Raw genomic sequence first — 19,559 nt, forward strand, 5'->3', positions numbered from 1 at the left:
ATATCATGTCCACGACAAACCTGACATATACCATGTACGGCATAAAAAATTGCGATACCATCAAAAAAGCGCGTAAATGGTTAGATGATAATCATATTCCTTACGCGTTTCATGATTACCGCAAAGAGGGTTTGACGGAAGCATTATTACGCACCTTTACAGAAAATTTAGATTGGCAGACACTTGTGAATAAAAGAGGAACAACTTGGCGCCAATTATCCGATGAAGAAAAAAACGCAATCACTGATGTTACCTCTGCAATCTCGTTGATGTTAGATAAACCCGCCATCATTAAGCGCCCTATTCTTGTCTCATCAGATAACCGTTTTATTGTCGGTTTTAATACCAATGACTATTTGACCTTTACAGGAGCCTAATATTTATGTCCTGTCCTGTTATTGAACTTGCACAACAATTAATTTCACGCCCTTCGATAAGCCCTGACGATCAAGGTTGCCAACAATTGATTATCGATAGGCTAACTCCTCTTGGTTTTACGATTGAAAGAATGCCTTTCGGTGAGACTGAAAACTTCTGGGCTTGTCGTGGTGGTGAAGGTGAAACACTGGCTTTTGCTGGTCATACTGATGTTGTACCAACAGGTGATCCTAATTTGTGGGATAACCCGCCTTTTGAACCATCTATTCGTGATGGAATGTTATATGGGCGCGGAGCAGCAGATATGAAAGGCTCGCTTGCTGCCATGATTGTCGCGGCTGAACGTTTTGTTCACTCTTATCCGGATCACCGTGGACGGCTTGCTTTTTTAATTACTTCAGATGAAGAAGCTAAAGCCACAGATGGTACGGTGAAAGTCGTACAATCTTTAATGTCACGTGGCGAACGCCTCGATTATTGCCTTGTGGGTGAGCCTTCGAGCCAACATCATTTAGGTGATATGGTAAAAAATGGTCGTCGAGGCTCAATAACAGCAAATTTAATTATTCAAGGTGTACAAGGTCATGTCGCTTACCCTCACCTTGCAGAGAATCCTATCCATCTTGCCTCTCCTTTTATCCAAGAACTCATTAATACGGTTTGGGATGAAGGTAACGAATTTTTCCCGGCGACCACAATGCAAATTGCCAATATCCATGCCGGTACAGGCAGTAATAATGTGATCCCTGGTGAGCTATTTATTCAATTTAATTTCCGTTTTAGTACGGCTATTACAGATGAAGAAATTCGCCAACGTACAGAGGCGTTATTACAAAAACACCAACTTCGCTATCAGCTGGAATGGTCTTTATCTGGTCAGCCTTTTATTACTGGGCAAGGAAAATTACTTGAAGCTGTATGTTACTCCGTTAAACATTACACCAATTTAGAACCAGAACTCTCCACCAGTGGAGGGACTTCTGATGGTCGATTTATTGCCCAAATGGGAGCGCAAGTTGTCGAGTTAGGCCCAGTTAACGCAACAATTCATAAAGTTAATGAATGCGTTAATGCAGCCGATTTACAACAACTTAGTCGAATTTATCAGCGGGTTATGGAGCAACTTATTTTATGATAACGCCTTTAATGCTAACAGGCCGTTCTACTGACCATTTAGTCACTTTATCCGGTCAGCATCGCTTACAATTTAATGCCACTAAGGCTTTTTTAGCATTACAACAACAAGCCACGAAAGCTGGCTTTAAATTAATGCCAGCCAGCTCTTTCCGTGATTTTAATCGCCAATTAGCAATATGGAATGGCAAATTTGAAGGCACTCGCCCTGTTTTAGATGCACAAAGTCAACCAATAGATATTCATGCATTATCAGAAGGTGAACGCTGTATCGCGATTTTAAAGTGGTCAGCGTTACCTGGTGCAAGTCGTCATCATTGGGGTACTGAGATTGATATTTATGATCCTTTTCGTTTACCTGAAGGCCAGTCATTACAATTAGAACCTTGGGAATACGAGGATGGTGGCTATTTTGCAGAACTTAATGAATGGTTAACAGAAAATATGTCAGCGTATGATTTTTATCGCCCTTTTACTCATAAAGAGAGCGATATTGCTTACGAACCTTGGCATATCAGTTATTGGCCTCTATCTCATGAAGCGTCTCTTGCTTATACACCTGATATTCTAAAATCTGTGTTAGAAGAAGAGAATATTGATGGTAAACAGTGGCTATTAGCTAATCTTGACGAGATATTTGCTCGTTACATTATTTTGCCTGAATAATGTTATTTTTCATATGGAGCTTCTTGTTGATCATTAACAGGAAGTCTCCACATAAAGATCAATAAACAACCTAAGATTATCAGTAATAAGATCCTGACCCAAAGCATAGACACAAACCATAGTGAAATTGCAAAGGTAATTAAGATCACTAAAATAGCTTTAGGTTTTGCCCCTTTAGGCATAGCGCGATAAGTTTGCCAATATCGTAAATAAGGACCGAACCAAGAGCGATAAAGTAACCAATAATGGAAACGCTTTGACGAACGAGAAAAACACCATGCCGCAAGTAATAAGAAAGGTGTAGTAGGTAACACAGGCAAAATAACACCTAATGTGGCTAATCCAACACATAACCAACCTGCTATAATTAGTAATACCCGTTTCATGCTGTGTTTTTCCAACCTATGCTTTATTGCGTTATTTTATAGACCAAATAAAAAAGATCCTCATTCTCAACAACAATTTTAAAATATAAGGCTTATTTATGCACTGGTTTGCTGACTATTGGTGGATAATTTTAATTCTTTTAGTAGGAATTATTATTAATGCTATTAAAGATATGAACAAAATCGATCCCAAGCAATTTCTTAAAAATAAGCGGAAGTTGCCTCCACATCGTGATTTTAATGATAAATGGGATGATGAAGATGATTGGCCTAAACAAAATCAAAACAAGAAGGATGAGAATAAGTAGATAACCATTGTTGATAACGCGATGTTAATTGAGCATCTTTTTCAGCCATTAATTGCGCACATTGCTCTCTTAATTGCTTGGTTAAGACTTTTTTTCCTGATAAAGAAAACTCAGCCACACACTGTTCAACTGATTTATTGTCTACAAAAAAAGCGACTAATAACGGATAGTGTTGCTCATAACCGACCAGAAAGTTAGCAACACTCTCATAAACAGTAAGAACTGAACGATGAGCAAAGGCAAAACCCGCCATCATTAACCAATTATCTTGTGCTGTCGCACTATGACTTGGTATTGACTTATCTGCTAAGCAGAGCTTTGTTTGCCGTTCTATCTGCTGATATTGCAAAGCAAAGGCACTTAAAGACGAGCGCAATAGCTGTTCGCCTTTTTCAGTTAGTGGATAAATCGCCATTGCGGTATAACATCCGCTACTTGCCTCTTTATGTACCCCCAGTCGTACTATTTGAAAACCACATTGCATCCAAAACTGCACTAATGTCTCAGTGTAACCAAAGCTCACTGAAAGATAATCAACAGCCTGTTTTTGACTCTCTTTTACAATATTAGCAATCAAAGTCGCAGCAATTTTTTGCCGCCGATATTGAGGTAAAACAGCGATACGACTGATACGCAATGAGTTTAAACACATCGCATCCGGTGTTAAACCATAGGTGACTAATGATTGAGCAACCAGATTACCTCTAGGCCGACGAATACCTAACCAAACATCGTGAGCAAGTTTGAAAGGTAATCCCCCTTCTTCGATACACCACACAGCACCTACGATCTTTTTATTGATTGATGCTGACCAATAACGCTGTTTTCGACCATCAAGTAAACGTCGTAGATCAAGTGGTGTTGTTCGATAATGCGCACTAGTAAGAAGTTGATAAAAACCATGTAATTGTGGAATATTATTATGCCAATTTCCTTGAAGCTGTTGGATATCGACATCACCTTGTTGCTGACAATCAAAATTGTATTCCGGCTCATCAAGCAGTAACAACTGATTAAGCCAATTTTCTAATGGGCAATCTTTAGCCCAACGAATAGGTATTTGTAATTGATAGGTACGCAAATTAGGAATGTTGTCTCCTAATTTAAGCATAAAACCGCGGCCAGTTCCTTCATAACCTTGTACTGTGGTTGTCATTAATACATTAGGAAAGTAACCACACAACGCTTCTAATTGTGCAATGGGCACAGAAGCCGCCTCATCAATAATCAGCCAATCACTTTGAATTTCGTTATTGATACACTGCGCTAATAAATTATCAGGGGAATAAAATGAAATAGCTTTGTTGGTGTGTGAAGATAAAACATCTGTACTATTTTTAGCTGGCGCACATACCAATACATTTCCTTGATATTGCTCGATAAACATACCAGCAAGCGCTGATTTTCCTCGACCTCTTGGTGCAATAACACTCCAAACACCCGATGTCGATAGGAGCAATTTATCTAAAATAACTTGCTGTTCTGTGGTCGGTTTACCCTGTGGAAGCGCCCAAGGTTTAGCTTTTTCAATCAATGTGGGTAATTTAAATGGCGTTGATTGTTGCCATACAATCACTTGACTATCACCTAACGTGATATCTTTTAGCCATTCCATAAAATTTGGTGTTGAAAGTACACCTTGAGCATCATTCCAGCGCTGACTATCGTTATCTATGTAGCTATCCCAATTCTCAATATCGGGTAAGCACAAGATCAATAAACTACCGGCTTTTAATGTGCCCGTTAACATCGCTAAAGCATCGGTATTAAATCCCTCATTAGCATCAAAAACAGCATGTAAGAACTCACGCCCTAATAGGCGAATAGCATGATCAGGTAAAATTGCATTAGGCTTACTGGAGGAAATCGTTATCCAATCACCTTGGCATAATTGGATAATTTGCTGGATTTGTTCTGTTTGCCATGCAGGTTTACCCGCTAATAACAGTAATTGGCGTTGCCCTAATTGAGCTAATTTTTGCTGATATTGATGTAAATGGGAAAATGACACAGCTAGGATTTACCGATTAACAATGAAAGAATACCAGCTGCAATTAATGGCCCAACCGGTACACCCCGGAAAAGCGCTACTCCAATAACCGTACCTACTAATAAGCCGGCAACCGTTGAAGGTTGGTTATTCATTAAAGAAACACCTCTAGCGCCCAACCAAGAAACAGCAATACCAATAGCAATCGCTAATAGTGATTTCCAATTTAAGAATGAGTTAAGCACTTCTTGTCCTGAAATACGCCCCGTTGCAATAGGTGTCATTACCCCAATCGTCAGAATTAAGATCCCGATGGTCATGCCATATTTTTCAACAACAGGAAAATATTGGTTTAATGGTGTGATTTTAATGACTAGCAAAGCCAGCATAGCTAATGTTACAGTCATATTATGACTAATAATGCCAAGTCCTGCGAGAACCAGCAAAATTAATAGTGAGGGATCAACGTTACTCATGTTTGTTCCTAAGCCTTTCGCTTTATAGCGTTAATTATCTTATAGTTACCGACGAATGGTATTAGTTCAAAGACGAAGAAGCAAATGTATCGCAAGATTTGATGCTACCACTGTTATAGCCTATCATAAACCAAGTCTTGCGCTGTTCTGCCGTGCCGTGTGTAAAACTATCCGGTACAACATAACCTTGCTGTTGTTTCTGTAACTTGTCATCACCGATCGCTTGCGCCGTTTTGATCGCAGTTAATAAATCGCTTTCATCAATACGACCTTCACCCGCAATAAAACGTCCCCACATTCCAGCAAAACAGTCTGCTTGCAACTCTAATTTTACGGATAAACGATTTACCTCTGCTTTCGAACGCGCCATTTGTTGTTGTTCACGCATTTGATTAGTGATACCCAATAAATGCTGAACATGATGCCCAACTTCATGAGAAATCACATAACCTTGGGCAAATTCTCCACCACCACCTAAGCTATTTTTCATTTCATTATAAAAGGAAAGATCAAGATAGATTTTTCGATCAGCGGGACAATAAAATGGCCCCATTATTTTTGTGCCAGTTCCACATTGTGTTGTCGTGCTATTGGTATATAGCACGAGTTTAGGATCACTATATTGTTTTCCTGCTTGTGCGAAAATTGTTCGCCAAAAATCTTCAGTACTGGCTAAAATAACACTACTAAAATCGGCAGCTTCATTATAAAGTGCGGTTTGTTGCTCATTACGTTGTGAGGCTTGATTGTTGCTCCCCGTTAATGTGTTAAAATCAAATCCCATAAAGCTGGCGATAACTAAAACAATAATTATTACAAAACCATATTTAGTACGCAGTAAAAGTGCAATTAATCCTAATGGGAGATTACCACCGCCAGATGCGGAGGAAGATTGCCCTCTTCTATCTTCAACATTGTCACTTCTTCGGCGATCATTCCAACGCATAACTTATCCCCACAGTTTAAATAGATGATTTTAGCTTTATAATGAATAAATTTATCACTTGATTTGAGATAATAACAAAAAATTACAAACACTATTCTCTATTTTTTAAGAGCAAGATAATAGAGACTATCAGAGTAAAATAGCACTCGTTAGCACCACGAACAAATGAGCATCATAAGGAATTAAAACGGCTTTCTTAATGATTTCATAATAGAATTCTTATATCTTGCTTCTGTTTTTCTTCACTAATAAATAGATACCTTAAATGACCCGAACTCAACGTTTACTCACTTTATTGCAGATTTTAAAAGAGAATCACTATCCGATAACGGCAGAAGTGTTAGCAAATAAATTACAAATTAGTGTCAGATCTATTTATCGAGATATTGAATCTTTACGTGATCAAGGTGCTGAAATCACGGGTGAAGCAGGTATAGGTTATCAGCTAAAATCCGGTTTACTCCTACCACCACTAGCCTTTGATATTAATGAACTTGAAGCACTTATTCTGGGATTACGCTGGGTAGAAAGTAATACAGATAAAGAATTAAGTCACTCTGCATTACGGGCAATTAATAAAATCAATGCGGTGGTAACAACACAACATCAAACATTGCTTGAACAAAATACCTTGTTTGTTCCCACACACCAAATTATTGAAGTTGATCATGCCATTGCTAAAGATATGCGTTTTAGTTTACGCGAAGAAAAGAAAGCCCAAATAAATTATAAAGATGCCCAAAAACAATTAAGCACTCGAATTATTTGGCCTATTGCTGTGGGCTACTTTCAAGATTCTCAAGTTATTGCTGCATGGTGTGAATTACGCCAAAGCTATCGCCATTTTAGGCTTGATAGAATTATCTCTTATGAAGTATTAAGTGATAATTTGCCTTACCCTAAAAGTTATTTATTCTCACGCTGGAAAAAAGAGATCTTAAAAGAGGCTCCTGACAAAAATTGACACAATGTTTGCGTAATATCTTCCTTGCTGTTCTTCATTTAGCTATTTCAGTTTAAATAACATCATATTAATCAACACAGTAAGGAAATATTATGAATGAACTTATCCTTTATACTAATACAATGTCTCGCGGTAACACTGTTGAACTTTTCTTAAAAATGTTAGATGTGCCTTATCAGCGTGTCGAATTAGAATATGGCGAACCAATGCGTACCCCTGAATATCTTGCTATTAATCCTATGGCAAAAGTTCCTGCATTAGTTGATGGCGAAATCGTGGTTACAGAGACAGCGGCAATTTGTGCTTATTTAGCAGATAAGTTTATTGAAAAAGGATTTGCGCCTGCCATTAATTCACCTGAGCGTGCAGTTTATTATCGTTGGTTCTTTTTTACTGCTGGTCCTATTGAATCCGCATTTACAGTGAAAGAGGTTGGTATTGAACTTAATGAAGAACAGCAAAAATCATCTGGGTTTGGTTCTTTTGAACGAGCCTTTCATTGTTTAGAAACAGGGATAGCTAGTGCCAATCCTTATATTTGTGGCAAAAATCTGACTGCTGTCGATGTGTATGTGGGCTATTTCCTTATATTTTTATGCAAGTATGCGCTTATCCAGCCTACGCCACTGATTAATCAATACCTTGATAGCCTTGCGCTTAATAATGAGATTAAACAATTATTAGAAAGCTTAGGATTACGATAAATTTTTTATTATTAAACGTTATTTATCAAGCTATCTACATAGCTACTGAGTTATGTTCGTTTAATACACTCCATTTTAAACGCACTACTTAAGACAAAAGGCCAGCTTTAAGCTGACCTTTTCTATTTACATCTTGTTTAACTTGACGTAATCGTTTGCGTATTTAGTCTAAAGAAACACCGATTCGACGTGCAACTTCTTCGTATGCTTCAATCAATCCGCCTAAACTTTGACGGAAGCGGTCTTTATCCATTTTATCTAAGGTATTTTTATCCCATAAACGGCTTCCATCAGGAGAAAATTCATCACCTAATACAACTTTGCCATGAAATAAACCAAACTCAAGTTTAAAATCGACTAAAATAAGTCCAGCTTTATCAAAGAGTTTGCTAAGGACATCGTTTGCTTTATAGCTCAAACGTTTCATTTCTGCGAGGTTTTCTTTAGATACCCAATCAAAGGTTTCACAGTAAGATTCATTGACCATAGGATCATGGCGAGCATCATCTTTTAAGAATAAATCAAAGATTGGTGGATTTAAAAGTGTACCTTCTTCGATACCTAAACGTTTAACTAATGATCCCGCTGCACGATTACGGATAACGCATTCAACAGGTACCATATCGAGTTTTTTGACTAGCACTTCATTATCAGAAAGCAAACGTTCCATCTGCGTTGGGATACCCGCTTCTTCCAGTTTATTCATAATGAAATAGTTAAATTTATTATTTACCATCCCCTTACGATCAAACTGTTCAATACGTTGGCCATCTAACGCTGATGTATCATTTCTAAATTCAAGGATAAGAAAATCAGAAGATTCAGTGGTATAGACTGTTTTTGCTTTTCCACGATACAACTCAGCTTTTTTCTGCATCTGACACACTCCAAAGATGTGATAGGTTTAACAAGAAATTTGCTTCCCATACTCTACTCTAGATTAGATAAAAAAGCTTTTAAAACGTGAGTACTATCACTAAAAAAATCTCATCGACAACCCACTACCTACAACGTTTTTTTATTAAAAACTACACCATCATTAGAAATCATATTTCAAGTAATTCCATTAAATAATAGCACTAATAAAAAATAGTTTGATAAAGCCAGAATATATAAAATATAAAAAGTCAGAATAAGAATAATTATAGATTATATCACCATATTATTTCTTTTTTTTAGATTATATTATTAGTAAACACTAGGTCTGTTTCAGGTTACACTTATTTAGCGTAATCAATAATAAAAAACCAGATTAATTTCTTTTTATGGAGAATTAATCTGGTTACCAATATTAGCATCAACACGTTTTGATGATTTATCTCTTATCTATTTTTATATTTAAAATACAAATATTATCTCTTAATAATGTAATGCTTGAATTAAATAATAAAACAGTAGATCTCATAAGCAAACCAACCTAATAAAGCACCGGCAGGTAAATCAATTAAGTAATGTTGTTTCGTAAACATGCAAGATAATGCAATAAACAATGGAAATAAGAAAACCCATGGTCCTAAGCTTGCATAAGCAAGACATGCAGTGAGTGTTGCTACGGAAACATGCATACTTGGAAAACAGTTTGATGAGTCATCAAAATACTGAACGAACTTAAGAAATTTCTCTGATGCGGTTTTACCTGGATTTAAAGTACGCCAATGTGCTGGGGTTGCAACAGGGAATACAATAAAGAAAAACATTTGCATGACTAACAAAACAATATAACTAAAAACAATCATAATAAATTGTCTTGAGTCTTGAATGATCCAATTAAGATATAAAATTGCAGGATAATATAAAAAGCTATAGATCCATGACCACCATGGCCAAAAAGGAATTTTTTCATCAATCGGTGAATTAATAATTTTCACTTCTCTCAATGTATATCGTTGAGTAAAAAAATAAAATTGATAAACACCTACAATAAGTATCCCACTTAATATCAAGTGAATAATCATATCACCAGCGCTCATAAATGCTCCTTCATATAGTCAGAGAGTGCTTTGTTATTTTTATTTAAAAATAAGAATTGAGGCAATATTGCATAAATTTAAACGTATTGCATTAAGATTAATATTATTAATAACTTTAAATTAAATCCTATCATTAAAAGAGTATTCAATTAATGATGTTTAATCTGATAGTTCCAATTGTCTTGTTGTAAACACATTTCAATTTAGATTAATACCATTAAATTAAGATAATAAAAAAAGCCGCACAACCTTTATTGTGCGGCTTCTCATATTTTTCAAAAATAATACTTATTTAACAGGCTTACTGAAAGCGGCTTTCAGTGCAGCAACCATTTGATCATTTTGTGATTGTGTTAATGGTTTACCTTTATCACTGATAAATTGTAAACTACTACGGTTATTTAAATCACCGACTTGTAATTTATAATCCGCCTCATCAACAGTTGGTCTATCAACACCTAATGCACTCCAGTTTGCACTGCTCATTCCTTTATAGGTTACTTCTATTGAACCTTTAGAACGTGTGCGATCGCCCATCTTCATGCCAATACTTTCTAATGCGATTGGTAATCTATCCCAAACCACATCGAATGGAGCACGAACGATAATGACTGGAAGGCCAGCATTATCACTACCACTTTGAACATCAATAATACCTTGTAAGCTACTACTTGCCGTATTTTCGCTTAAATTACGCATACGGTTTAAGCCATCAACCAATTCGTTAAGCATTAAAGTATTGTAACGCTTCACTTCATCCGGATCTGTCATTTCCGTTTCGCCTTGGCGTAAACCTTCGTTAGTCACTGTTAACGAAATAACATTACCTGACTGAGCAATCACTAAACGCTGACGTGTTTGGAAAGGTACGTTTTCATCAGCACGTAACCATGTGATCCAATCTGTATGGATCTCTTTTTGCTCTGCATCACTTTTAACAATCGCAACACCTTTCTCTGTTAAGATAGAGCTAACTTGCTCGTATAGTGTTGTATTTTCTGGTGAATTTGGTAATAACAAACGGCTGTTATCTGCATTGTTTTCACTGCGTGAACCACTTAACAGATTCAGTGCTTGAGTTGGTGGACGAATATCAAGCGCTAAACCAACAGGTTCAGTTTTTTTAGGGGTTGGAATGTCATATTCCCCATTTTGCAAAGGCAACACCATACCCGCCGGAATCGCTAAATTCTTTAGCCCTGCCGTCTCTAAATAAGACTCATCACCACTGACCTGACGTTTATAGCGCTGATCACTTGAACAGGCTGCCAGTAAAACCACCAGCGACAGACCCGCGACTTTCATAATCTTTGATTTATGCAATAGTGTTGCCATTAAAATTCCCTAAGTTTTACAGTATTCCCGCTGTTAACAGCGCTTTCTCAACAATTTGCTGACCTGATGATGTCAACGGAGTCATAGGTAAGCGCAATGTGGCGTCTTCAATCAACCCAATACGTTGACACGCCCATTTAGCTGGGATTGGATTAGGTTCAACAAATAACTGATGATGTAAGTCCATCAGACGTCGATTAAGTTCACGTGCTTTCGCAAACTCACCCGCATTTGCTAATCGACATAATTCTACCATCTCTGACGCAGCAACGTTAGCAGTAACCGAAATAACACCGTGACCGCCAAGTTGCATAAAGTCTAATGATGATGCGTCATCGCCACTTAATAAGATAAAACTATCATCATTAACCAACTCTTGGATTTGACTAACCCTACTTAAGTTCCCTGTCGCCTCTTTAATTGCCACAATATTATCCAACTTGGCTAAACGTGCAACTGTTACTGGCAATAAATCACATCCAGTACGACCCGGCACATTATACAGGATTTGTGGTAATGCAGTGCTTTCAGAAATCGCTTTAAAGTGCTGATACAAGCCTTCTTGTGACGGTTTATTATAATATGGCGTTACACTTAAACAACCTGCGATACCTTTATTTTCAAACTGTTGCGTAAACCAAACAGCTTCAGATGTTGCATTAGCTCCCGTACCAGCAATTACAGGAATACGTCCATCAGCCATATCTAATGTCATTAAAACGACATCAACATGCTCGTCATGACTTAATGTTGCAGATTCGCCTGTTGTACCGACAGAAACAATGGCAGCACTGCCTGCATTAACATGATAGTCAACTAATTTACGTAAACTAACCCGGTCAACATTGCCTTTTGCGTCCATTGGTGTAACCAATGCCACCATACTGCCTGTAAAATTAAATTCGTTATTCACCATAATCATTGCTCCGAGATAGACGTATACTCAATGGTACTCATTCATTGCTCTATTGAAAACTACTTAACTCTAGGTTTCTAATGAAATTTGCTAATATTCTTTGATATGAATTAAAGAGATATAATAATTGAAGATAGTGAGCAAGGGATCTTGGCAGAAATCAAAATTTGTGTTTACCTGTTAAGAATAAACTGAAAGTCAAAAGGAACCTCATTTTGCCCATACCTGATAAACATTTTCTCGTCATTACTGCATTAGGTGCTGATCGCCCTGGTATTGTTGATACCATTACACAATTAGTCAGCCAATGCGGATGTAATATCGAGGACAGCCGACTTGCGATGTTTGGTCAAGAGTTTACGTTTATCATGCTACTCTCAGGTGGCTGGAACGCTATCGCACAGTTAGAAGCGTTGTTGCCGATTAAAAGTGCGGAACTTGATTTATTGACCGTCATGAAAAGAACCAAAAATGGGGCTCCCATTACCTATCCTTCTACCATTGCAGCGAAGGTTGATATTGAAGATGCGCCCGGTATTGTAGAACGCTTTACTAATTTATTTAGCCAGCATAATTTTAATCTCGCTGAATTAATATCTAAAACACATCCTTCAGAAGATGGCTCACCTGCCCGTTTAGAAATCCAAATTACGGCGCATAATCCATTAGATGATCATGGTATTGTTATTAATGAGAAATTTAATCAATTATGTACAGAGCTAAATGCTCAAGGCACAATAAGTATCGTAAATAGTCTGATGATGAAACAGTAAAAAATGGAGAATGACCAAATGAACCCATTAAAAGCCGGTGAAAAGGCGCCTCAATTCAGTCTGCCCGACCAAGATGGAGAAATAATTAATTTATCTGATTTCGCTGGTCAACGTGTGCTCGTTTATTTTTACCCTAAAGCAATGACACCAGGCTGTACGACACAAGCTTGTGGCTTACGTGATGAAATGGACACATTAAAAAAGGCCAAAGTTGAAGTATTAGGGATCAGCACAGATAAATCAGAAAAACTATCCCGTTTCGCTGAAAAAGAGATGTTAAATTTTACATTACTTTCAGATGAAGATCATAAAGTTGCAGAAGAATTTGGTATCTGGGGAGAAAAGCAATTTATGGGGAAAACTTACGATGGTATTCATCGTACAACATTCTTAATTGATAAAAATGGTGTTATCGAACATGTGTTTGATAACTTTAAAACTAGTAATCACCATCAAATCGTTCTCGAATATCTCGCTCAACATCCATAATTAAAACTTCGAATAGATAAAAAAACAGACAGTTTACGCTGTCTGTTTTTTTATCTATGCATTCAATACGGTACTTAGCTTTTCTTTATATGTTGTTCATTCGCAATTTCATCAGGTAATGCATGCAATACAGCTTTTATCAGCGTTGCTAATGGAATAGCAAAGAAAACACCCCAAAATCCCCACATGCCACCAAATATAATCACGGATAAGATAATAACTAAAGGATGCATATTTACAGCTTCAGAATACAGAATTGGCACTAATAAATTGCTATCTAATCCTTGAACAACAAGATAGGCGATAAATAACGCCCAAAAATCAGAGCCTAATCCCCACTGAGATAATGCAATCACAATAACTGGGATCGTCGCTAAAACAGCACCAACATAAGGAACTAAAACAGAAACACCGACGATAACAGCAAGTAATACAGAGTAACGTAAGTCAAAGAATGCAAATACAAAATAAGTGAAAACACCTACAATTATCATTTCAGTGACTTTACCGCGAATATAATTGGTAATTTGCTGGTTAACTTCAATCCAAACTTGCGCTGCCAATATTCTGTTTTTGGGTAAAACACGGCGAACTGCATTAAGCATCTGTTGCTTATCTTTAAGTAAGAAAAACGTCATTAAAGGAACAAGAATAAGATAAATCGACAGTGTAATAATTCCGATTAACGAAGCTAAAGACACTTTTAATACAGATTCAGCCACTGTTGAGAACTTACTACGTAAGTTTTCTGCCATCATATCAACAATACCCGCATCCATTAATGCTGGGAAACGATCGGGTAATTCATGTGCAAATGCATTGAACTTATTGATCATATTTGGGATATCTGAAATCAGTGTCATCCCCTGCTGCCACACGGTTGGCGCTAAAATTAAAATAACAATGGCACTAATACCAATAAAGAGTGTCAGAATTATCGATACTGCCCATATACGGGCACATCCTAATTTTTCGAGTAAATGCGTTGGCCACTCTAAAAGATAAGCAAGCACAATTGCCACTAATAAAGGAGCAAGTATGCCACTGAAAAAATACAGAATTGAAAAGCCAGCAATCAAGATGACCACAAGGGCGATAACTTGTGGATCAGCAAATCGACGTTTGTACCATTGAACAAGCAAGTCCAGCATGAAAATAAAGATCCTTTATAATAATCAGAACAATAGGGCTATATGTATTCATTTACATAAGCAATAATCTTTTGACAGATTTTACGTTAGGTTTTGCTATCATACATCATTAATTATTAATTATTCGTTAAGATAGCCATCAGGATACAGTTGTATGAAACTCAGACTTAAAACCCCTTTAGTCGCGCTTCTTGTTTCTGCGTTGCTATCAACATCAGTAGTGCCAGCGCATGCTGCGATTGATATTGAAGATTCTTTACCTGATATGGGAACTACCGCAGGTTCAACATTAAGCATCAATCAAGAAATCGCTATGGGTGATTACTATACTCGCCAACTGCGAAATAGTGCACCATTAGTTTTTGATCCATTACTTTCTAACTATATTAATAATTTAGGACAAAAGCTCGTTTCTAACGCCAGCTCGGTCAAAACGCCTTTTCACTTCTATTTAGTTAACAACCCAAATATTAATGCCTTTGCTTATTTTGGGGGAAACATTGTTTTGCATTCCGCGCTCTTTCGATATAGCCAAACTGAAAGTGAATTAGCCTCTGTTATGGCTCACGAAATCACGCATGTTACTCAACGTCATTTAGCACGAATGCTGGAAGATCAGGCTAAAACAACACCTCTTGCTGTTGCCGGCGTATTAGGTTCTATTCTGATATTTATGGCAAACCCAAATGCAGGCCTTGCAACATTTACAGGAAGTATGGCGGGTATGCAGCAAAATATGATCACCTTCACCCAAATGAACGAGCAGGAAGCAGACCGTATCGGAATACAGACGCTCTATCGTGCGGGATTTGATCCCAAAGGGATGCCTGATTTTATGCAAATTCTTGCCGATCAGGTACGATATAGCTCTAAACCACCGGAAATGTTATTAACGCACCCCTTGCCCGATAGTCGCTTATCCGATGCAAGAAGCCGAGCAAGCCAATATCCTGCTCGACAGGTTCCACAGTCAGCTGACTTTCTATTTGCTAAAATGCGTGTATTAACCATGCTGACGAAAAATCCAACATCAGAGAATGCATTACAAACAGTACTTGATCAGTTTAAGCAAGGTACTGCTCTTGAAAAATCAGCTGCAAATTATGCGCTTATACTGATCTATTCTCGTGATCGCAAATTTGATGATGCAAGAAAACTGCTCACTCCTATGTTAGAAAAAGAGCCTAACAATATTTGGCTTATTGATGCCATGACAGATATCGATTTAGAACAAAATCGCGCAGGCGATGCAGTTGCAAGATTACAACTGGCATTGAAACAAAGGCCCAATAACAATGTCCTTATTGCCAACTTAGCTAACTCATACATGCATAATAAGCAATATAACGAAGCTAGCCGCCTACTTTATCGTTATACCTTTGATAACCCAAACGATCCTATTGGTTGGCAATTAATGGCAGAAAATTCAGCCAAACAAGGTGATAGAGCGCATGAATTAGCGGCTTATGCAGAAGATTTGGCCCTAAGAGGTGACTTTGAAACGGCGATCCGTTATTTAGGTGATGCAAGCCGACAAGTCAAATTAGGCAGTAATGATCAAGCTCGCTTTGATGCTCGTATAGACCAATTAAGAAAAATTCAGCAAAGAGACAGTCAATTTAAATAGGGGACAAAATGACCAAGAAAGTGACGATTTATCATAATCCACGCTGTTCAAAAAGCCGTGAAACCTTACATTTACTAGAAGAAATGCAAGTAACCCCTGAGATTAATCTCTACTTAGACACTGCGCCTTCAGTAACAGAAATTAAAACTCTTCTTAAAGCACTAGGGTTTGATGATGCAAGAAAATTAATGCGTACAAAAGAAGAGATCTATAAAACACTCAAACTTGCTGACGAAACGTCACAAGATGCATTAATTCAAGCAATGCATAAAAATCCTAAGCTTATTGAGCGCCCTATTGTCGTTGTCGATAATAAAGCTCGTTTAGGTAGACCACCAGAACAAGTGAAAGAACTGTTTAATTAACAAGATTTAAAGCCCATATTTATATTCTTACCTATATGGGCTTCTGTCTATTTACTTCATTATTAATCCCGCAACCGTTTACTCTCTTTTCTCAATTAAGAAATAAATCATCGAATGTTATTAAATTGTAAGTATTACAATTAGCAAAGAGTTTCTTATTTCCATAATAGAAAAAAATCAATCGTTTTATGCTTTCAAAAATTTTCATCTCAAATTCATATTTTTTATGAGTAAGAAATTGCTATTTTTAAAAACTTTTATCAAGATCACACCATACCTTACGAAGTCACGGTTATAAGAAAAAAATAATCATGTGTTTCATTTATATTGTGACTCAAGTCTCTTTACACAAATACATTCCTACATATCATGGGCATCAGAAAATATGATAGCAGAATTGATAAATAATAAATTCTCGTCGAAATATTTTTTCATTATTATCCAAGAAAGAAACTAACAAGAAGTACACATTTAAAACAATACTGCAACACAGCAATAAACTTTCAATTTGTTATTTAGTCTATCTCTTCTTTAGTTGTTAATTTTTAATTTGATGACAATTAATCGGTGTGAAATGAAGTTATAGATGTATATGAAATAAACAACGTTATAGCCAACATTATGGGCAATTAAAACTAACCAATCATCATTATGATGTCGGGTGATTGCTAGGCTAATAGGAAAACAGATGAATATCGTACTTAGATTAAAACTTGTCTCATTCCTCCAGTTCTTTATATGGGGGTCTTGGCTGGTAACATTCGCCTCGTACCTCTTTGGAGAACTGCATTTTAAAGGTAGTGATGTTGGGCTTATTTTTAGTGCTCTTGGGCTTGCCTCACTTATCGCACCTGTCATCATGGGATTTATTGCAGACAAAATAAATAACCGCAAATTAGTATTTATTACCCTGCATATTTTTTCCGCATTAGCATTAGTGTTAATGTCGCAAATGACAACAGTAACCACCCTATTCTTTGCGACTTTGTTGCACTTGTTGTTCTTTATGCCTAGTATCTCAATGGCAAACAGCATCATTTTCGAACTGTTAGAGCAAAAACATTTAGAACCTAACAACTACTTTCCAAAGATCCGTGTTTACGGCACAGTCGGTTTTATCGCGGCCATGTGGGTTATTAGCTTCTTAGGTTTAGGTAATAGCTACCACCAGCTCTTTGTGGCTGCAATTGCTTCTATTATTCTCGCTATTTTTGCCATGTTCTTACCTGCAACAAAAGCTATTGACAAAAATGAAGCTAAAGCAGAAGAAGCAGCATTTAGTCTTTCTAATATTTTGCAAGTATTTAAAAAGAAAAATGTCGTTGTTTTCTTATTCTTCGCAACATTGTTAGGATCTGTACTGCAAATTACGAATACTTTTGGTGTACCATTCCTGCAAGATATTGCACAATCTCCAAATGCAGATGATTCATTCTTTGCACGTTACCCTTCCGTATTCTTATCTATTTCACAAATTTCAGAAGTCGTCTTTATTTTATTCCTACCTCTGCTACTAAAACGTGTAAGAATCGAAACTATTGTTTTATTTAGTATGATTGCTTGGATTTTACGTTTCGGTTTCTTTGCTTACGGCGACTACACATCATTAGGACAAATCGTCTTATTATTATCAATGATTGTGTATGGCTGTGCATTCGACTTCTTTAATATCTCTGGTTCACTGTTCTTAGAAAAAGAGATCCCATTGCAATATCGTTCAACAGCACAAGGTATGTTTATGACCTTAGTGAACGGTTTTGGTACTTATTTAGGTGCGATGTTAAGTGGTTGGGTCATTGATTTATATACTACCAATGGTGCAGTTGACTGGAAATCATTCTGGCTAATCTTCACTGGTTACACCGTTGCAATTACTGCACTTTATCTGATTTTCTTACTGGTACCACAGAAGAAAACTAAAGTAGTAGAAGCACACTAATTATTTAACCCTCCTCCTTTATTGTTTGTCTTTCTCACCGCTTGCCTTTTATAAAGACAAGCGGTTTTTTATCTCGTATTTTTATCGGGAAAGATAAAAAGAAATGTTCACCATTAATAAGCAACAAAAAATTGTTATCTTCAAAGGGTATTTAATTTCGAAAAGAGGGGTTAGATTTAGATTATTCGCCTCACCTAATAAGATGAGTGAGGCCATTTAAAGTTTGAGTATATCTTTCACAAATGGGATGGTCAGTTTACGCTGAGCAACAATAGAAGCATGATCAAGTTCATCGAGCATTTCAAATAAGGTACGCATTTTTCTATCTAAACGTTTTAATACAAAACGTCCAACATCTTCAGGTAGTTCAAACCCACGAAGTTTTGCTCTTAATTGCAACGCTTGAATTTTTTCTTCGTCACTTAAAGGCTGCAAACGGTAGATTTGTCCCCAATCAAGGCGAGATGCTAAATCAGGAAGTTGTAGTTCTATTTGGCGAGGCGGTCTATCCCCTGTAATTAATAAACAGGTTCGCCCATGCTCTAACACTCGGTTATAAAGATTAAATAAGGCGAGTTCCCACTCTTCATCACCCGCAATACATTGAACATTATCGATACAAACTAAGGATAAATGTTCCATACCTTCAAGAACATCGGGAACAAAATAGGCGCGTTTATCAAGAGGAACATACCCCACTGCATCACCTTTTAAGGAGAGCTCTGCACAAGCGGCATGTAATAGATGACTCTTTCCACCTCCGTCACGAGACCAGAAATAGATATAACTGCCATGAGATTGATGAATGGCGGTTCGAATTGCCGCGACTAACGACGCGTTTTCCCCTGCATAAAAGCTATCGAATGTCTCATCATCGGGCAGAGATAGTGGTAATGATAGCTGTGACGGCGTATTCAGAAGCACCTCACCTGAATAGTGTAATAAACATGGTGATTCTAACACAAATTCTCACAAGGTCAGAATCAATATTAAAAAAGCACATGATACTGGTTAAGATAACAGCAAGATCACCATAATAAGT

The 19,559-nt window shown here is 37.1% G+C and carries 21 protein-coding genes; 11 read left to right on the forward strand and 10 right to left on the reverse strand.

Annotated features, from left to right (window positions below; translation table 11 throughout):
- Positions 1–5: 5 nt before the first annotated feature.
- From GWI59_RS08150 to GWI59_RS08160, 3 genes are read left to right on the forward strand one after another with little or no spacing between them, the layout of a single operon-like run.
- Entirely contained in the window at positions 6–377 is a 372-nt protein-coding gene (locus tag GWI59_RS08150; RefSeq protein WP_072064184.1) for an ArsC family reductase, read from the forward strand.
- Positions 378–382: 5 nt separating this feature from the next.
- Positions 383–1,513 (forward strand): succinyl-diaminopimelate desuccinylase, encoded by a 1,131-nt coding sequence (dapE, locus tag GWI59_RS08155; RefSeq protein WP_006533026.1) that lies wholly within the window; start codon positions 383–385, stop codon positions 1,511–1,513.
- Complete coding sequence (locus GWI59_RS08160) at positions 1,510–2,178, forward strand: M15 family metallopeptidase (RefSeq protein ID WP_072064186.1); 669 nt, start codon at positions 1,510–1,512, stop codon at positions 2,176–2,178. The genes dapE and GWI59_RS08160 overlap by 4 nt, the downstream gene beginning before the upstream one ends.
- 2 nt (positions 2,179–2,180) lie before the next feature.
- On the opposite strand, the gene GWI59_RS08165 is transcribed toward GWI59_RS08160, so the two are convergent.
- The gene (locus GWI59_RS08165) at positions 2,181–2,564 is read right to left on the reverse strand and encodes a DUF454 family protein (protein WP_006533028.1); all 384 of its coding nucleotides are present in this window, start codon (positions 2,562–2,564) and stop codon (positions 2,181–2,183) included.
- Between the two features lie 98 nt (positions 2,565–2,662).
- Between GWI59_RS08165 and GWI59_RS08170 the strand changes: the two genes are divergently transcribed.
- Positions 2,663–2,872, forward strand: a complete 210-nt coding sequence (locus GWI59_RS08170) for a YpfN family protein (RefSeq protein WP_109847325.1) — start codon at positions 2,663–2,665, stop codon at positions 2,870–2,872.
- Here the strand turns inward: GWI59_RS08170 and GWI59_RS08175 are convergent.
- The 3 genes from GWI59_RS08175 to ypfJ all read right to left on the reverse strand — a co-directional run bounded on the left by GWI59_RS08175 (position 2,835) and on the right by ypfJ (position 6,284).
- Positions 2,835–4,883, reverse strand: coding sequence for a GNAT family N-acetyltransferase (locus tag GWI59_RS08175; protein WP_161724450.1), 2,049 nt, complete (start codon positions 4,881–4,883; stop codon positions 2,835–2,837). The two genes, GWI59_RS08170 and GWI59_RS08175, sit on opposite strands and share 38 nt — an antisense overlap.
- A 2-nt stretch (positions 4,884–4,885) precedes the next feature.
- Positions 4,886–5,338 carry a DUF441 domain-containing protein gene (locus GWI59_RS08180; protein WP_006533030.1) on the reverse strand — a complete coding sequence of 151 codons (453 nt, stop codon included), beginning with the start codon at positions 5,336–5,338 and terminating at the stop codon, positions 4,886–4,888.
- A gap of 61 nt (positions 5,339–5,399) precedes the next feature.
- On the reverse strand, positions 5,400–6,284 hold the full coding sequence (gene ypfJ / locus GWI59_RS08185; protein ID WP_161671029.1) for a KPN_02809 family neutral zinc metallopeptidase: 885 nt from the start codon (positions 6,282–6,284) through the stop codon (positions 5,400–5,402).
- Positions 6,285–6,549: 265 nt separating this feature from the next.
- Between ypfJ and GWI59_RS08190 the strand changes: the two genes are divergently transcribed.
- The gene (locus GWI59_RS08190; RefSeq protein WP_006533032.1) at positions 6,550–7,248 is read left to right on the forward strand and encodes a helix-turn-helix transcriptional regulator; all 699 of its coding nucleotides are present in this window, start codon (positions 6,550–6,552) and stop codon (positions 7,246–7,248) included.
- Between the two features lie 92 nt (positions 7,249–7,340).
- The gene (locus GWI59_RS08195) at positions 7,341–7,952 is read left to right on the forward strand and encodes a glutathione S-transferase family protein (protein WP_072064191.1); all 612 of its coding nucleotides are present in this window, start codon (positions 7,341–7,343) and stop codon (positions 7,950–7,952) included.
- A gap of 163 nt (positions 7,953–8,115) precedes the next feature.
- On the opposite strand, the gene purC is transcribed toward GWI59_RS08195, so the two are convergent.
- The 4 genes from purC to dapA form a co-directional block, all read right to left on the reverse strand.
- Positions 8,116–8,829, reverse strand: a complete 714-nt coding sequence (purC, locus tag GWI59_RS08200) for a phosphoribosylaminoimidazolesuccinocarboxamide synthase (protein ID WP_109400621.1) — start codon at positions 8,827–8,829, stop codon at positions 8,116–8,118.
- A gap of 502 nt (positions 8,830–9,331) precedes the next feature.
- Positions 9,332–9,922, reverse strand: coding sequence for a phosphatase PAP2 family protein (locus tag GWI59_RS08205; protein ID WP_006533036.1), 591 nt, complete (start codon positions 9,920–9,922; stop codon positions 9,332–9,334).
- A gap of 288 nt (positions 9,923–10,210) precedes the next feature.
- Entirely contained in the window at positions 10,211–11,257 is a 1,047-nt protein-coding gene (gene bamC / locus GWI59_RS08210) for an outer membrane protein assembly factor BamC (RefSeq protein WP_109847322.1), read from the reverse strand.
- A 16-nt stretch (positions 11,258–11,273) separates the two neighbouring features.
- Entirely contained in the window at positions 11,274–12,173 is a 900-nt protein-coding gene (gene dapA, locus GWI59_RS08215) for a 4-hydroxy-tetrahydrodipicolinate synthase (RefSeq protein ID WP_023581903.1), read from the reverse strand.
- A gap of 215 nt (positions 12,174–12,388) precedes the next feature.
- Here dapA and GWI59_RS08220 point away from each other — a divergent pair, with 215 nt between their 5' ends.
- On the forward strand, positions 12,389–12,946 hold the full coding sequence (locus GWI59_RS08220; RefSeq protein WP_072064193.1) for a glycine cleavage system transcriptional repressor: 558 nt from the start codon (positions 12,389–12,391) through the stop codon (positions 12,944–12,946).
- Between the two features lie 18 nt (positions 12,947–12,964).
- A complete protein-coding gene (gene bcp / locus GWI59_RS08225; RefSeq protein ID WP_072064194.1) occupies positions 12,965–13,435 on the forward strand; it encodes a thioredoxin-dependent thiol peroxidase in 471 nt (156 codons plus the stop codon).
- Positions 13,436–13,509: 74 nt separating this feature from the next.
- On the opposite strand, the gene GWI59_RS08230 is transcribed toward bcp, so the two are convergent.
- Positions 13,510–14,586, reverse strand: a complete 1,077-nt coding sequence (locus GWI59_RS08230) for an AI-2E family transporter (protein WP_072064195.1) — start codon at positions 14,584–14,586, stop codon at positions 13,510–13,512.
- Positions 14,587–14,740: 154 nt separating this feature from the next.
- Between GWI59_RS08230 and GWI59_RS08235 the strand changes: the two genes are divergently transcribed.
- The 3 genes from GWI59_RS08235 to GWI59_RS08245 all read left to right on the forward strand — a co-directional run bounded on the left by GWI59_RS08235 (position 14,741) and on the right by GWI59_RS08245 (position 18,517).
- Positions 14,741–16,213, forward strand: coding sequence for a tetratricopeptide repeat protein (locus GWI59_RS08235; RefSeq protein ID WP_072064196.1), 1,473 nt, complete (start codon positions 14,741–14,743; stop codon positions 16,211–16,213).
- 8 nt (positions 16,214–16,221) lie between these two features.
- Entirely contained in the window at positions 16,222–16,578 is a 357-nt protein-coding gene (gene arsC / locus GWI59_RS08240; RefSeq protein ID WP_072064197.1) for an arsenate reductase (glutaredoxin), read from the forward strand.
- Between the two features lie 688 nt (positions 16,579–17,266).
- Positions 17,267–18,517, forward strand: coding sequence for an MFS transporter (locus GWI59_RS08245; RefSeq protein WP_072064198.1), 1,251 nt, complete (start codon positions 17,267–17,269; stop codon positions 18,515–18,517).
- Between the two features lie 216 nt (positions 18,518–18,733).
- Here GWI59_RS08245 and hda read toward each other — a convergent pair whose 3' ends face one another.
- Entirely contained in the window at positions 18,734–19,441 is a 708-nt protein-coding gene (hda, locus tag GWI59_RS08250) for a DnaA inactivator Hda (protein WP_006533048.1), read from the reverse strand.
- Positions 19,442–19,559 lie beyond the last annotated feature (118 nt).

The sequence above is a fragment of the Proteus sp. G2673 genome (genome assembly GCF_009915125.1).
In the GTDB taxonomy this organism is placed as follows: Bacteria; Pseudomonadota; Gammaproteobacteria; order Enterobacterales; family Enterobacteriaceae; genus Proteus; species Proteus penneri.

Bases quoted from the DNA above. Each gene is read 5' to 3' on its own strand.
- purC (WP_109400621.1), bottom strand. From the start codon at position 8,829: ATGCAGAAAAAAGCTGAGTTGTATCGTGGAAAAGCAAAAACAGTCTAT.
- GWI59_RS08160 (WP_072064186.1), top strand. From the start codon at position 1,510: ATGATAACGCCTTTAATGCTAACAGGCCGTTCTACTGACCATTTAGTC.
- GWI59_RS08235 (WP_072064196.1), top strand. From the start codon at position 14,741: ATGAAACTCAGACTTAAAACCCCTTTAGTCGCGCTTCTTGTTTCTGCG.
- dapA (WP_023581903.1), bottom strand. From the start codon at position 12,173: ATGGTGAATAACGAATTTAATTTTACAGGCAGTATGGTGGCATTGGTT.
- GWI59_RS08180 (WP_006533030.1), bottom strand. From the start codon at position 5,338: ATGAGTAACGTTGATCCCTCACTATTAATTTTGCTGGTTCTCGCAGGA.
- GWI59_RS08245 (WP_072064198.1), top strand. From the start codon at position 17,267: ATGAATATCGTACTTAGATTAAAACTTGTCTCATTCCTCCAGTTCTTT.
- GWI59_RS08165 (WP_006533028.1), bottom strand. From the start codon at position 2,564: ATGAAACGGGTATTACTAATTATAGCAGGTTGGTTATGTGTTGGATTA.
- bamC (WP_109847322.1), bottom strand. From the start codon at position 11,257: ATGGCAACACTATTGCATAAATCAAAGATTATGAAAGTCGCGGGTCTG.
- GWI59_RS08150 (WP_072064184.1), top strand. From the start codon at position 6: ATGTCCACGACAAACCTGACATATACCATGTACGGCATAAAAAATTGC.
- ypfJ (WP_161671029.1), bottom strand. From the start codon at position 6,284: ATGCGTTGGAATGATCGCCGAAGAAGTGACAATGTTGAAGATAGAAGA.
- bcp (WP_072064194.1), top strand. From the start codon at position 12,965: ATGAACCCATTAAAAGCCGGTGAAAAGGCGCCTCAATTCAGTCTGCCC.
- GWI59_RS08230 (WP_072064195.1), bottom strand. From the start codon at position 14,586: ATGCTGGACTTGCTTGTTCAATGGTACAAACGTCGATTTGCTGATCCA.
- GWI59_RS08205 (WP_006533036.1), bottom strand. From the start codon at position 9,922: ATGAGCGCTGGTGATATGATTATTCACTTGATATTAAGTGGGATACTT.
- GWI59_RS08190 (WP_006533032.1), top strand. From the start codon at position 6,550: ATGACCCGAACTCAACGTTTACTCACTTTATTGCAGATTTTAAAAGAG.
- GWI59_RS08170 (WP_109847325.1), top strand. From the start codon at position 2,663: ATGCACTGGTTTGCTGACTATTGGTGGATAATTTTAATTCTTTTAGTA.
- dapE (WP_006533026.1), top strand. From the start codon at position 383: ATGTCCTGTCCTGTTATTGAACTTGCACAACAATTAATTTCACGCCCT.
- arsC (WP_072064197.1), top strand. From the start codon at position 16,222: ATGACCAAGAAAGTGACGATTTATCATAATCCACGCTGTTCAAAAAGC.
- GWI59_RS08195 (WP_072064191.1), top strand. From the start codon at position 7,341: ATGAATGAACTTATCCTTTATACTAATACAATGTCTCGCGGTAACACT.